Origin of the sequence: Bacillus sp. FSL R5-0439 (genome assembly GCF_038008805.1) — a bacterium.
Taxonomy (GTDB): domain Bacteria; phylum Bacillota; class Bacilli; order Bacillales; family Bacillaceae; genus Bacillus; species Bacillus safensis.
This window is the reverse complement of sequence record NZ_JBBOZW010000001.1, coordinates 1,322,501-1,335,884: the sequence shown is the minus strand read 5'-3', so window position 1 is coordinate 1,335,884 and position 13,384 is coordinate 1,322,501. Positions and strand designations below refer to the sequence as shown.

At 40.9% G+C, this 13,384-nt stretch carries 12 protein-coding genes and 1 pseudogene; 3 read left to right on the top strand and 10 right to left on the bottom strand.

Translation table 11 applies throughout. From position 1 onward, the window contains the following. Positions 1 to 85 precede the first annotated feature (85 nt). From ptsP to NST59_RS06710, 5 genes are all read right to left on the bottom strand, one after another. Positions 86 to 1,804: a phosphoenolpyruvate--protein phosphotransferase gene (gene ptsP, locus NST59_RS06730; RefSeq protein ID WP_039178109.1), complete on the bottom strand. Its 1,719-nt coding sequence runs from the start codon at positions 1,802 to 1,804 to the stop codon at positions 86 to 88. Further along, a complete protein-coding gene (locus NST59_RS06725) occupies positions 1,804 to 2,070 on the bottom strand; it encodes a phosphocarrier protein HPr (protein ID WP_003211078.1) in 267 nt (88 codons plus the stop codon). The genes ptsP and NST59_RS06725 overlap by 1 nt, the downstream gene beginning before the upstream one ends. Positions 2,071 to 2,163: 93 nt before the next feature. Beyond that, on the bottom strand, positions 2,164 to 4,263 hold the full coding sequence (ptsG, locus tag NST59_RS06720; protein ID WP_341040541.1) for a glucose-specific PTS transporter subunit IIBC: 2,100 nt from the start codon (positions 4,261 to 4,263) through the stop codon (positions 2,164 to 2,166). Positions 4,264 to 4,464: 201 nt separating this feature from the next. Next, positions 4,465 to 5,319, bottom strand: coding sequence for a glucose PTS transporter transcription antiterminator GlcT (gene glcT, locus NST59_RS06715; RefSeq protein WP_039178106.1), 855 nt, complete (start codon positions 5,317 to 5,319; stop codon positions 4,465 to 4,467). A 55-nt stretch (positions 5,320 to 5,374) separates the two neighbouring features. Continuing rightward, positions 5,375 to 6,364: a LacI family DNA-binding transcriptional regulator gene (locus NST59_RS06710; RefSeq protein ID WP_247544242.1), complete on the bottom strand. Its 990-nt coding sequence runs from the start codon at positions 6,362 to 6,364 to the stop codon at positions 5,375 to 5,377. Positions 6,365 to 6,457: 93 nt separating this feature from the next. Between NST59_RS06710 and NST59_RS06705 the strand changes: the two genes are divergently transcribed. Further along, positions 6,458 to 6,601 carry a hypothetical protein gene (locus NST59_RS06705; RefSeq protein WP_162842493.1) on the top strand — a complete coding sequence of 48 codons (144 nt, stop codon included), beginning with the start codon at positions 6,458 to 6,460 and terminating at the stop codon, positions 6,599 to 6,601. Positions 6,602 to 6,655: 54 nt separating this feature from the next. Here NST59_RS06705 and NST59_RS06700 read toward each other — a convergent pair whose 3' ends face one another. The 4 genes from NST59_RS06700 to NST59_RS06685 form a co-directional block, all read right to left on the bottom strand. Next, entirely contained in the window at positions 6,656 to 7,750 is a 1,095-nt protein-coding gene (locus NST59_RS06700; protein ID WP_341040540.1) for a M24 family metallopeptidase, read from the bottom strand. 103 nt (positions 7,751 to 7,853) lie between these two features. Then, entirely contained in the window at positions 7,854 to 9,773 is a 1,920-nt protein-coding gene (locus NST59_RS06695) for a heavy metal translocating P-type ATPase (RefSeq protein WP_341040539.1), read from the bottom strand. A gap of 289 nt (positions 9,774 to 10,062) precedes the next feature. After that, the gene (stoA, locus tag NST59_RS06690) at positions 10,063 to 10,551 is read right to left on the bottom strand and encodes an endospore biogenesis thiol-disulfide oxidoreductase StoA (protein ID WP_039178098.1); all 489 of its coding nucleotides are present in this window, start codon (positions 10,549 to 10,551) and stop codon (positions 10,063 to 10,065) included. Positions 10,552 to 10,605: 54 nt separating this feature from the next. Beyond that, a complete protein-coding gene (locus NST59_RS06685) occupies positions 10,606 to 11,922 on the bottom strand; it encodes a polysaccharide biosynthesis protein (RefSeq protein ID WP_039178095.1) in 1,317 nt (438 codons plus the stop codon). A 264-nt stretch (positions 11,923 to 12,186) separates the two neighbouring features. On the opposite strand from NST59_RS06685, the gene NST59_RS06680 reads away from it, so the two are divergent. Together NST59_RS06680 and NST59_RS06675 are read left to right on the top strand one after the other, a co-directional pair. Continuing rightward, entirely contained in the window at positions 12,187 to 12,792 is a 606-nt protein-coding gene (locus NST59_RS06680; protein ID WP_251180699.1) for a tetratricopeptide repeat protein, read from the top strand. After that, the gene (locus NST59_RS06675) at positions 12,782 to 13,066 is read left to right on the top strand and encodes a hypothetical protein (protein WP_251180698.1); all 285 of its coding nucleotides are present in this window, start codon (positions 12,782 to 12,784) and stop codon (positions 13,064 to 13,066) included. Before NST59_RS06680 ends, NST59_RS06675 begins: the two co-directional genes overlap by 11 nt. 76 nt (positions 13,067 to 13,142) lie before the next feature. On the opposite strand, the pseudogene NST59_RS06670 reads toward NST59_RS06675, so the two are convergent. Further along, positions 13,143 to 13,333: pseudogene (locus NST59_RS06670) on the bottom strand (transposase); the annotation flags it as partial. Positions 13,334 to 13,384: the final 51 nt, after the last annotated feature.

The following is a 13,384-nucleotide window of genomic DNA, read 5'->3' as shown; positions in this document are numbered from 1 at the left end:
TGCCCTTCTCACTGCCCAATATGACTCAATATGATAAAATTCGACAAAAAAACCAGACAGTTTCACCTGTCTGGTTTTCATTCACTTAGTTCTGTTGAAATGTTTTCTTGACGAAATCAACCACTTCTTCTGTTGTGCTAAGTGATAAAATATGCTCTTTAAATGATGCAGCTTCTTCCTTAGATAGCTTGCTTAGCTGTGTTCTAGCTGGAAGAATGGATGTTGCACTCATTGAGAATTCATCTAATCCTAATCCGAGTAGAAGCGGGATTGCGATTTCATCTCCTGCCATCTCACCGCACATGCCGACCCATTTACCCTCTTTATGCGCTGCTTCAATCACAAGCGTAATGAGACGTAAAATCGCTGGGTTGTAAGGCTGGTAAAGATAAGACACTCGTTCGTTCATTCGATCAGCAGCCATTGTGTATTGAATCAAATCATTCGTTCCAATACTGAAGAAATCTACTTCTTTTGCAAATTGGTCTGCGATGACAGCCGTTGATGGAATTTCTACCATCATTCCGATTTCAATGGAATCAGAAACGTCTGTACCAGCGGCAACCAATGCTTCTTTTTCTTCAAGTAAAATGGCTTTTGCTTCTCTAAATTCTGATAATGTCGCGATCATAGGGAACATGATTTTCAAGTTTCCATATGTACTTGCACGAAGTAAGGCGCGTAGTTGAGTTCTGAAAATCTCCTGCTCTTCCAGGCAAAGACGAATAGCTCTATAGCCAAGGAACGGGTTCATTTCTTTTGGAAGCTGCAAGTAAGGAAGTTCTTTATCGCCACCAATATCTAGTGTGCGAACAACCACTGCTTTCCCTTCCATCTTCTCTAAAACGGTTTTATACGCATCGAACTGCTCTTCTTCTGTAGGAAGCTGGTCTCTGCCCATGTATAAAAATTCAGTACGGTACAATCCGACTGCTTCGCCGCCATTTTCAAGTACACCTTTTACATCTTCAGGTGTTCCGATATTTGCAGCTAGCTCTACGTGAACGCCGTCTTTTGTTACCGTTGGCTGGTCAACAAGTTTCGCCCATTCCGCTTTTTGAGCTAAGTAGTCTTCATGCTTTTTTTGATACGCTTTCACTTCATCTTCAGAAGGCTGAATGATGACGTCTCCAGTAATACCATCCACAATGATCAGATCATCGTTTTTCACCGTTTTTGTTGCTTCTTTTGTCCCAACAACTGCTGGAATCTCCATAGATCTCGCCATGATCGCTGAGTGAGAAGTACGACCGCCGATATCTGTCGCAAAGCCTTTAACAAATTGTCTGTTCAGCTGAGCAGTATCAGAAGGTGTTAAATCTTCAGCTATGATGATGACTTCTTCAGAAATCATGCTTGGATTTGGAATGTCAACGCCTAGCAAATGCCCAATAACACGTTTTGTGACGTCGCGAATATCCGCTGCACGTTCCTTCATGTATTCATTGTCCATTGCTTCGAACATTGTGACAAACATTGTCGCTGTTTCTTTTAAAGCAAATTCAGCATTTACTTTGTCAGCACTAATTTTATCCTTTACTGGGTTAAGCAGTTCAGGATCACTTAACACAAGAAGGTGGGCAGAAAAGATATCTGCTTTGTCTTGGCCAAGTTCTTTTAGCGCATGTTCTTTAATTGCTTCAAGTTCTTGTTTAGAAACATGAATTGCTTCTTCAAAACGCTTCACTTCTGTCTCTGGATCGTTGATGTCTTTTTGGTGAACTGTTAAATCTGGTTCTTCCAGACGATATGCTTTTGCAATTGCAACGCCTGCTGAAGCACCGATTCCTTTCAGTTGTTGCATTACTCGCCTAGGCCTTCACTTTTCATTGTGTCTTTAAGCGCAGCAAGTGCATCATTTTCATCAGAACCAGAAGCAGAGATTGTGATTGTAGCACCTTTCGCAATTCCTAGAGACATTACACCCATAATAGATTTCAGGTTCACTGTTTTACCATTATATTCTAAGTTGATATCAGCATCATATTTACTAGCAGTTTGTACAAGAACTGTTGCAGGACGTGCGTGAATTCCAGAATCTGCAGTTACTTTGAATGTTTGTTGAGCCATTTTTATCAATCTCCTTTTTATACAATTAATACATCCACAATATTATATCATACTGCCGAGCTTGTCATCTAACAAGAACGGCAGTTATGAAAATTATTTTGAAATTTTCATGATGTTTTCTTGTCCAGCTTTGATTTCACCGGATTCTAGAAGGTCAATAAATTGTCCTTCACTTAAGTTGGTAAATACAATTGGTGTCATCAAAGATGGTACTTCAGACTTAATTTTATCAATATCAACCTCTAAAAGTTTTTGACCGATTTCTACTTGATCTCCCTCTTGTACAAATGCTTCAAATCCTTCTCCTTTGAGGCCGACCGTATCAATTCCGAAGTGGATTAAAATTTCAAGTCCACCGTCAGATTGCAGGCCAATGGCGTGTTTCGTCGGAAACACATTTAAGATCTTCCCTCTTACCGGTGAAACAACCGTTCCATCTGTTGGCAAGATAGCGAAACCGTCACCCATCATTTTCCCTGAGAATACTTGATCTGGTACATCTGTAATTGGATGAAGCTCCCCTGTAATTGGTGAAGCAAAAATTTCTTCCCCTTGTTCATTTTGAAGCGGCTTTGCAATGACTTCTTCGACCTGCTGGCTGACTTCTTCTTTTGCAGAAGGGTCTTTCGCTGGACGAGGCGTGCGGCCTGCAATGATGTCCTGCATTTGTGTTTTTAAATTATCAGAACGCGGGCCGAAAATTGCCTGGATGTTGTTCCCTACTTCGAGAACACCAGAAGCGCCAAGCTTTTTCAAGCGGTCTTTGTCCACTTTCTTCTGATCATTGACAGTAACACGTAAACGCGTGATACAAGCATCAAGGTGCTTAATGTTTTCTTGATCACCCATTGCTTCAAGGATTTCATAAGGCAAGTCATTCCCTTTTTCAGACTTCGCCTCAATTGCTCCGTCTGCTGCTTCATCCTCGCGGCCTGGCGTTTTCAGATTAAATTTGCGAATGGCGAATCTAAATCCGAAGTAGTAAATGACAGCAAGTACGAGACCTACTGGAATGACAAGCCACCAAGCGGTTCTATTCGGCAGGATACCAAATAGGAAGAAGTCGATTAACCCTCCTGAGAAGGTCATCCCGATTTTCACATTTAGAATATCCATTATCATAAAGGATAATCCAGCAAATACACAGTGAATCGCAAATAATATCGGTGCTACAAACAAGAATGAGAATTCAAGCGGTTCAGTGATCCCTGTTAGGAAAGAAGTAAGGGCTGCTGATCCCATAATTCCTGCTACAAGCTTTTTATTCTTTGGTTTTGCTTCATGGTAAATCGCAAGAGCTGCTGCTGGAAGACCGAACATCATGAACGGATATTTCCCTGTCATGAATGTACCAGCTGTCAGCTGAACACCATCTTTGATTTGCGCCATGAAAATACGCTGGTCACCACGGATAATATCTCCTGATAAGCTCTTATAGCTAAAAAATTCATACCAGAATGGTGCGTAGAATATGTGGTGTAGACCAAACGGAATTAATGAGCGTTCAATGACTCCGAATACAAAGGCAGCCAGCGGCTCATTTGCTGCAAGCAGTCCTGTTGAAAATGAGTTCAATGCACCTTGGATTGGCGGCCAAATGACTAGCATCAAAAGCCCTAAAATAAGTGCTGAAATAGAAGTGACGATTGGAACAAAACGCTTACCTGCAAAGAAGCCAAGGTATTGCGGAAGCTCAATCTTGTAAAATTTATTAAACATATAAGCGGCTAATACCCCGACGATAATCCCGCCAAAAACGCCGGTAGACAAGGTCGGTATACCGAGCATATTCACATATGCTGGATGGCTTTCCTTAAAGAACTTAGCCAATTTGATCGAATCGGATGGAATAGATCCGTTAGCCATTAATACGGCACTCATCGTTACGTTCATGACAAGGTAACCGATGATAGCGGCAATCCCTGCCACTCCGTCTCCATTAGCAAGACCGATGGCAACCCCTACAGCAAATAATAGCGGAAGATTCGAGAAGACGATGTTCCCCGCATTCTCCATGACACTTGCAACAAGCTGAATTGTATCATTGCTTAAAAATTGAGCTACATCAATCAGCTGCGGATTTTGCATCGCATTCCCAAGTGCTAGTAAAATACCGGCAGCAGGAAGGATCGCAACTGGAAGCATAAGAGCTCGTCCAATTTTTTGCAACACACCAAAAAGTGATTTAAACACTGGTTGAACCTCCTTTTGTTTTCGCTTACAACATACATTTGGGCTGCTCCCTGACGTACATTTCATAATTAACCGTTTACATTTCACTTTCAAATGCAAAAAAGGCATGGTGATATAAGGTTGCGCAAATAACAGGATCTTATCCTGTATTTACCTTAAGTCACTCATGCCTGATCGAATCAGTTACACGTTTCAAGGAAACTATGAAATTTTATTTGTCAATCTGTACAGATGAAGTGTCAAGTAGACAGCCTCAGCATCCTGTACAGGCTTTTTCAATGCATGTTGCAAAATTTTGATCATTTTCCAAGCAGTATTGTAGCATAAAGGATATTCATTTTTCAATAGATGAAGCAATTTTTCTGGCTCCTCTAAAGATTCTCCCCGTTTAATACGCTCAATTGAAAACGTAATATGGCGTAATAAGCGTAAATAATGAATACTTTCTCTGTCCACTTTCATATGAAATGAATCTTCTATGACTTGGACCATTTGTGTAATCAGCTGCGAATGACGGTTCACCTCAGATAAAGGCCGATTCGTCAAAGCTGAATGGATATGGAGCGCTATAAAGCCAATTTCTCCTTCTGGCAGCTTCGTTTTAACATCTGGCCGCTCGTTAATCAGTTCAACGACTTCCTTTGCGACCTCGTATTCTTTCGGGTATAGCGATTGCGTCTCAAGCATAAAAGGGTTCGTGATATCATAGCCTTGCTGCACCCGTTTAAAACTAAACGCAATATGGTCGGTCAGTGCAACATGAATATGCTCATTCAAGCGTTGTCCCATTTTTTCTCGTATATGATAAATGACGTCATTGGCAAGCTCGATCATGTTCTCATCAATATGATGAAGCAGTTGTTTATATTCTGTTTGTTCTTTCGTGTTTTTTAACACAAACATTTTTTCAAACACGTCTTGATCGAGAACATCCCCCGATTTTTTACCGAAGCCAATCCCTTTCCCAATCAGAACTACTTCGCCCAAAGAAGGGTGCCTTGCGATGATGACATTATTATTTAACGCTTTATCAACGGTGAAGGATTCCATGAACATCCCCACCTCCTTCTTTTTCAATCCCTCTTATCGTACAAAACAGATGAAACGTGCGTCAACGATTGTTTTTCAAAACGGTAGTTGTTCGCTCAATCAGACGAAATGGCAACATTCTTTTCTCTGATTTCCCTCCCTTTAATGCACGGTCAAACAAGTCAAACGCTTCCTGCCCCATTTGTTTGAGGGGAATATGAATGCTGGAAATTCCTAGCGCCTCACTCAATTGGTTATTTTGAAAGCTGAGTATGGCTGGTGATTCGCCTACTTTTATGTCATGACGCTGCGCCTCTAATAAAAAGCCTGCAGAGACTTCGTCATTTGTAATGAATAAAGCTGTAGGGCGATTTTTCATTTTCTGCCATTCTGCAAATAAGTGCTTCCCATCAAGCAGGGATAGCTTCCCTTCGATGATCCATTCCTCATCAATGGTCTGCCCGAGGGATTGCATCATGTCTTGATAGGCCTGAAGGCGCGACTCGCTATTCGCTCCTTCTGTTCTCGCAAGAACGATCGCAATTCGTTGATGTCCGCATGCCGCCAAATGATGCAGGCCCTCCTTAAATGCTTGATCATGTGCAATCGACACGGTTGAGCATTGATCGTGCGGCGCAGGATGACAAAATATAATCGGTCCTGATTCCTGCCACTTTAAAATATGCCTATCACTTAACGCATTTGAACAAAATATTAAACCATCCACACGGCGCTCTTTTAAACTCATTAACGCTTCTTTTTCTTTTAATGGATCATATCCTGTTTGAAATAAAGCAAAATGCATGCCGCGCGCCTGTGCTTTTTCTGCAATACCTGTGACGAGTGCGCTGAAATAAGAGTGTTCAATGTTTGGAAGGACGATGCCAAGCATATTCGAATAGCCCTTCGCTAAATGGACCGCCTGGATGTTTCTCGTATACTTGAGCTCCTCCATCGCTTGTAGAACACGTTCCCTTTTTTCTTCTTTAACATAAGGATGCTCATTCAACACACGTGATACGGTTGTCACAGATACGCCCGCTCTTTTCGCAATCTCCCTTATGTTTGCCATTTTTTCTCCTACTTTCTCTTGATATGGTAAGCGTTTCATACTTTAAGATGTATGTGAGCTGAACAAATCACTGGATGGAAAGGGGAATTCAAGATGGGTTTCATCATATGGATTATATTATGTATGACTGTTTTGTTTTCTGCTCGTTTTGCATTACATCCTTTAGGAAAAGAACATAAAATCAAACCGTTTCAATCAATTGATGATTTTTTTGTTGATAAGGATCGAGAAGAGTGATAAAAAATCACGATGACGCTTCCAAGACCTGGACGTTCATCGTGATTTTTTTCATTACTTAATGATTGTCAGCTCTTTCGGATAATTGGTTAAAGTGACTGGACCATCTGCCGTAATGAGAACATCATCTTCAATTCTTACGCCGCCGACTCCCGGGACATAAATTCCTGGTTCAATCGTATACACCATACCTTCTTGCAGAAGGTCGTCATTTGCCTGACTCATTGAAGGAAACTCATGAACAGAAACCCCCAACCCATGTCCGAGGCGATGCGGGAAATATTCATCATATCCCGCTTCTGTGATGAGCCCGCGGGCTTTTAAGTCAAGATCACCGATTCTAACGCCAGGCTTACTCATTTCAAGTGCTGCCATTTCTGCATTTAAGACGGTTTGATAAATGTCCTTTTGTTTTTCAGAAGCTTCCTGATAGATGAATGTTCTTGTGATGTCTGAGCAATATCCATCCACAATGACACCAAGGTCAAATAACACAAAATCGCCTTTTTTTAAGGCTGCCTGCCCAGGATTTCCATGAGGCTCGCCTGATTTTTCACCAAAGAGAACCATGGTTGAAAAGGACATGCCTTGAATGCCTTTTTTCTTTAGTTCATATTCAATGACAGCGAGAACTTCTGTTTCCGTGATTCCTTCTTTTAAGGCGTTAACTCCAATTTTTACACCTTCATCTGCTAATTGTGCCGCTTTTTTGAGTGTAGCAATTTCAGATGCATCTTTAATCAGTCTGAGCTGATTGAGCTCACCTTCAGCCCGGACGAACATTTCTGCCCCCGTGACAGCTTGGAGCTGCTCTGCTCTTTGAAGCGGTATCGATTCTTTTTCAATCGCAAGACGCGCGGCATGAACACCTCGTTTTTCTATCGCTGATTGAATGAAATCAAATGGATTCTCATGATCTTCATATCCAATGATATCGCCGGACCATCCTGCATTTTTTGCCTGCTCGACTTCCATTTTAGGCAAAATAAAAAATGGTTCTGCCTCTTGAAACACAAACAGCCCCATCACTCTTTCATGCGGCTCTGTGAAGTATCCAGATAGATAAAACACATTTTCCTTTGTATGTATAAATGCACCTTGAATGTCTTCTTTCTTAAGCCAAGAAGACAAGCTCTTCATTCGGTTCATCATGATCCTCCTCACACGTTTTACTACTGGTCTATTGTATCAGTTTTTGCTGTATTTCGCACAAAAGCGCACTGGCATATATCCAGTGCGCCTTGATGATTAATTAAGATGCACGAAGTAGACGCAGACCATTTAAAATGACCAAAATCGTACTTCCTTCATGCCCGATGACGCCAAAAGGCAAATCAAGCACTTGTAAGAAATTCGCACAAATTAACAGACAGATCACCGTTAATGAGAAAACAATGTTTTGCTTAATGATTCGATTCATTTTTCTTGAAAGACGGATCATCTTTGTTAGGTTATTTAAATTGTTCTTCATTAAGATGAGATCCGCTGTTTCTAAAGCAACGTCTGTGCCTCCGCCCATCGCAACCCCAACATCTGCTGTAGCGAGTGCTGGCGCATCATTGATTCCGTCTCCTACCATGATGATTGAATTACCTTGTTTTTTTAATTGATTGACCTCATGTACCTTTTCATCTGGAAGACATTCAGCCACGACAGTTTGGATACCAGCTTCCTGCGCAATAGCTTCAGCCGTTTTTTGCTGATCTCCTGTCAGCATGACGGTTTGGATGCCTAAATCATTTAGTTCTCGAATCATTTTTTTAGCTTCAGGTCTGATTTGATCCTTAAGGCCAAGACAGCCAACAACTTCTTCACCCTTTTGAACGTAGACCACTGTGTATCCTTGCGCCGAAAGGTCATCACCTGTCTCTTCCATCTCGCGGTTGATTGACGCCTTACCAGCGAAGTCTTTCTTCCCAATCCGCCACGTTTCCCCATTTAATTGTGCTTTCACACCAAATCCAGAGGTTTCTTCAATGGTGACATGGACTGATTTATCTGTTTGGTGCTCCTTTGCCATATCAGAAATTGCTTTCGCTAATGGATGGTTTGATTGACTCTCAATTTGATAGAGCGCCTGATAAAAAGCAGATTCATCCTGTCCTTTAGCGATGACGACTTGCTCTACGGCTGGCTTCCCGTTTGTAATCGTCCCCGTTTTATCAAAAGCAATCATGCTACTTGTGCCTAGTTTTTCTAAAAAGACACTACCTTTGACAAGCATTCCATTTCTCGCGCCATTTGAGATCAATGACAGTGCTGCTGGCATTATGGATGCGACTAGAGCACAAGGTGAAGCAACGACCATAAACACCATTGCCCGGTAGAAGGTTTCACTCATGCTCCAGCCGAGTACAAAATGAGGCAGAACCATTAAAATTGCGACGGTGATCAGCACACCTTTTACATAGGCACCCTCAAATTTTTCAATAAATGCTTGGCTTGGCGAAACACTTTCTTGAGCAGATTCGACAAGTTTAATAATTTTATGGAAAAGCGTTTCTTCATTATGTTTAGTGACTTCCACTGTTAAGGAACCATTTAAGTTCACTGTTCCTGCAAATACGTCTTCCCCCTGCCCCTTTTCCTGTGGAACAGATTCGCCTGTAAGTGCAGATTCGTCCACACTTGTTCTCCCGCTTAAAATCACACCATCTGCTGCAATGCGTTCCCCAGCTTTGATCATAATACGGTCACCAGGTGTTAATGATGAAGCGGCGATTTGAATGGTCGTACCATCTTCTTCAATTAAAGTTGCTTCATCTGGTGCAATGCTCATTAAAGCTGTTAAATCTTTCTTGCTTTTATTTGACGTATACGTTTCTAGCGCACCACTCAGTGAGAAAATAAAAATTAAAATAGCGCCTTCTGCCCAATAGCCGATCAGAGCTGAGCCTATTGCTGCGAAAATCATTAAAAGTTCCACATTCAAGGTCTTAGACGAAATCGTTTCTTCAATTCCTTCTTTCGCCTTTGCAAAACCACCAATGACAAATGCCAGGATGAAAAGAGGAATGCTCCACATGCTCTCATCTTTTAGAAACCATCCAATTAAAATGAGAATCCCCGATATTCCTGCTGCAATTAATTCTCCGTGCTGTGCCCATTTATGTAAGGACCATTTCGATTCCTTTTGATTTGTCGTTTGGTAAAGTACTGTATTCTCATTCATGATTGTTTTCTCCTCTCTAATTGATAATCGTTTTCACATTATCAATCGTTGCCCGTTTCTTATTCCATCTATATTTTCTGCTGTTTCAAGCTTTTTATTGGTCTGTAACTCATTATAACAGGTTCTGAACAATTTTCAATTAATAATTATTATAATTTCTTTTTGATAATAATTATCATTATTGATATAGACCGTTCCTTCTTCTTCTGAGCACAGTGTATTCAGATGAAAAGCAAATGAACACAAAAAAGAACCAACAGAATTGGTTCTTTCACAGAAAGGATTCTTTCTAAGAATTCGTCCACTCTTTAATTTGTTTTTTCGTCAGTGGACCTACATGATTTTTCACCACTTCTCCTTTTTCATTAATCAAAAAGGTCGTTGGAATGGTGATAATTTGATACTTCTTCATCATTTCTCCGTGTTCATCTAGTATGATCGGGAATGTAAACCTTCTGTCTTTCACAAATTGGGCAACAGCATGTTTACTTTGTTCAGCACCTAGTAAATTCACGGTCAATATGTCAACATCACTCTGATTTTCTTTCACAATCTGTTCAAATTCGGGCAGCTCCATTTTGCAGGACGGACACCATGTTGTCCAAAAATGCAAAATGGTCTTTTTCCCTTTTGCGGGAACCATCTGCATTTCACCAGTTAATGTCGGTGCCTCTATTCTTGGCGCCATCACAGGCTCTTTTGCTTCCGCTGCTGCGCTCATTAGAAATAGCAGCATGGTCATCATTAGAAGACTGGCGGGTAGATGTTTACGATTCATCAGGATCTTCCTTCCCAGTTTTCTTATAGCTTGCCCTCTCGATGGCGATGACATTCAAGCTTTTTTCAATGTAAGAAACATTGAAACGCCGAGCTCCTTACAAATCGTCGCATAATGCAGGGCAGTCAAAAGCAGCATGCCTGTGTTCATCCCTAAAATGACCCCCATCATATTCAAGCTTTCCATTGAACCGAGGAAATACACCATAGAAAAAGAAACGACATGCACCCATATATTATGTAGGAACACATCTTTGATGAGCCCCATACCGATTAAACACGCTTGAAACGGCATCACAAACAGGTGGCATAAAAAGTATGGCCAAAGCAGCTGTAAATAGACAGCAGCTTGCGGTGAATCAAAAAAAAGCTGTGTGAGCGGGTAAGCAAAATAATACATGACCATCACTGCCGGCACCCCGTATCCAAACGTTATGAGAATCGCCTGTCTGACCCGTTTTTTCACAAGATCATACTGACCTAAAGCATAGGCTTCAGAGACACTCGGAATCATCACAATCATGATCGAATGAGCGATAAACGCTGGGAAAAAACCGATCGACATCGCGACACCAGCCAGCATGCCGTAATGATCAACAGCAAGTGTTCCAGAGATGCCTGCTGCAACGAGCGCTCCTTTGATTAAAAATGGTTCAACCGCATTAGCGATCGCATGAAAGATGCGCATGCCCGTTGTCGGTATAGAAACGGCTAATAGGCGCTTTCGCACATCAATCCCTCTTAATTCAACAGACCTGACATTCACAGCATTTTTCGCCATGACGTATTGGGAGTATAAATAAATAAAGACGACAAGATCACTCGCAACAATGACACCGATGGCGATGAGTACTGCTGTTTCAATATCAAACGAATACCAATGAAAAAACAAAAATAAGCAGATCAGCTGGATTGTTTTCTTCATCATATTGGCTAGAGCGATTCTGCCCATTTGCTGCTTTCCCATAAAGTAGCCGCGGGCAATGGAGGTAAACGCAATAATCGGGATAAGTGACAGCACTAGGCCCTTCATAAGCGGATGATACGACTGAAACACTGGAATGAAAGGCAGTACAATGGCTGCTATACCTGTTGTTGTACTTGTCACCACAAGCGTCATTTTAAAGGCATGACGGAGCATACTTTTGTGGAGACGCTCATGTGATTCTGCAATGAATTTAGAAATGGAGACTGGCAGCTCTAAGCTGGCGATCACAAGGACAAGCATGATGATTGGAAGGATACTCATATATAAACCCATTCCATGTTCTCCAAGCTCTCTCGCTAAAATCATATTGACTAAAAACTCGATACACTCCGCAATAAAAGCTGCGACAGATAGCAGAATGACCCCTTTTACAAATCGATTCATGTAGCCTCCCCTTGTCTAAAGCAAATTCTTTTCACATTCTATGAGACAAGTCCAAAAAATATTTTAATAATTGAAGACAAAAAAAGAGCAATCTCATTGATCGCTCTATGCATGTAAACAAACCCTCGCTATTGGTGTCAGTCCCACGTGCTGGTGCTCACGAATGTCAAACTTGCTCCGCGCCAATACTCGTCCCACGTGTCTATGTATTACATTGGACTTTCTTATGATACTTATAAGGCACATAAGAGCAATTCACTTTATATGATTCGAGAAATTAATTGTCTAACTGTTATGGCAGGTAATTTCATTGATTTTGAATGCAGAGAAAAGGCGCTTCCTCATTTATTGTCAGCTTCAGAAAAATCTAAAGCAATTTCTAATAAGCCAATGATTGTGAAGTCATTATTTAATATTGGTTGTTGTTATAAAGGATTAGGTGATTTTAATAGGGCACTAGTTTATTTTAATCAGGTTATTCTTGAAGGAGAGCCTATTCATGCTACAGAGTTGCTTTTGGTTTATTATGAATTATCGTTATTTCATTTGAGTCAAAAGGAATTTATTGAGGGAGAAAGATTTTTCAAAAGAGGCTTGGAAGAAGCGAAGAATAGAAAAAATGATCTGTTTTTATCGTTGCTAATGGTATTGGAAATTTTATTTTTAAAAACAGCAAACCTAAGTGAGGTCTTGAGCTCGTTGGAAAAATTAGAGAATGAGAGGGGTTATCCATACATGGAAGACCTAGCGCTCGAAGCGGCTCGGTACTATAATGAGAATGGGCGTATGGATGAATCTGTAAAAATGTATGAAAAAGTGATGTACGCCCGAAAACAAATCCAAAGGGGCGACTGTTCATATGAATTTTAAAACGGTTCTTACTTGTTTTTTGAGTACTTCAGCATTGCTAGGTGTGATCTCTTTATCATCTGTCAATTTTGATGTGAATTCAAGAAATGCTACTTCTCCTGAATCAACTGATCTGACTGTAAGAAATGCTACAGGCAGTAGCGTTACTACTCAAGATTTTCCTCTTATAACTTTATCTCAACATGATAACGATTTTGCTGTAGGAAATGGAACACGTTCTAGTGTAAATCCGGATATTCGTTTTGGAACACGTAATTCTAGGTTATCTACTTGATGAATTAAACAGACCTTTAGGGTCTAAGACCTTAGTCAAGCCCCACCTTTACTTCGAGTAAAAGTGGGGTTTTCACTTATTTTGATTTCATGGCCGCGAAAGTAAGCATCACCTGCATTGAAACTTTTTTCAGTCCTCGAAGTTTCGTCCATCGCATTGCATCTGCAAAAACACGTTCTATTGTCTCTTTCCTTTTGCATAGATGTCCTTATTCATTTATGTGAGTCTCAGATGGTCTGCTTCATCTAGATAGTCCTGCCAAATAGATATTAGATCAAAACCATTTTCATGAGGACAACAATTTCCACACTTGATGTG

Bases quoted from the DNA above. Each gene is read 5' to 3' on its own strand.
- NST59_RS06705 (WP_162842493.1), top strand. From the start codon at position 6,458: ATGGGTTTCATCATATGGATTATATTATGTATGACTGTTTTGTTTTCT.
- glcT (WP_039178106.1), bottom strand. From the start codon at position 5,319: ATGTTCATGGAATCCTTCACCGTTGATAAAGCGTTAAATAATAATGTC.
- NST59_RS06725 (WP_003211078.1), bottom strand. From the start codon at position 2,070: ATGGCTCAACAAACATTCAAAGTAACTGCAGATTCTGGAATTCACGCA.
- stoA (WP_039178098.1), bottom strand. From the start codon at position 10,551: ATGAATCGTAAACATCTACCCGCCAGTCTTCTAATGATGACCATGCTG.
- ptsP (WP_039178109.1), bottom strand. From the start codon at position 1,804: ATGCAACAACTGAAAGGAATCGGTGCTTCAGCAGGCGTTGCAATTGCA.
- NST59_RS06680 (WP_251180699.1), top strand. From the start codon at position 12,187: ATGATTCGAGAAATTAATTGTCTAACTGTTATGGCAGGTAATTTCATT.
- NST59_RS06710 (WP_247544242.1), bottom strand. From the start codon at position 6,364: ATGGCAAACATAAGGGAGATTGCGAAAAGAGCGGGCGTATCTGTGACA.
- NST59_RS06675 (WP_251180698.1), top strand. From the start codon at position 12,782: ATGAATTTTAAAACGGTTCTTACTTGTTTTTTGAGTACTTCAGCATTG.
- NST59_RS06700 (WP_341040540.1), bottom strand. From the start codon at position 7,750: ATGAACCGAATGAAGAGCTTGTCTTCTTGGCTTAAGAAAGAAGACATT.
- NST59_RS06685 (WP_039178095.1), bottom strand. From the start codon at position 11,922: ATGAATCGATTTGTAAAAGGGGTCATTCTGCTATCTGTCGCAGCTTTT.
- NST59_RS06695 (WP_341040539.1), bottom strand. From the start codon at position 9,773: ATGAATGAGAATACAGTACTTTACCAAACGACAAATCAAAAGGAATCG.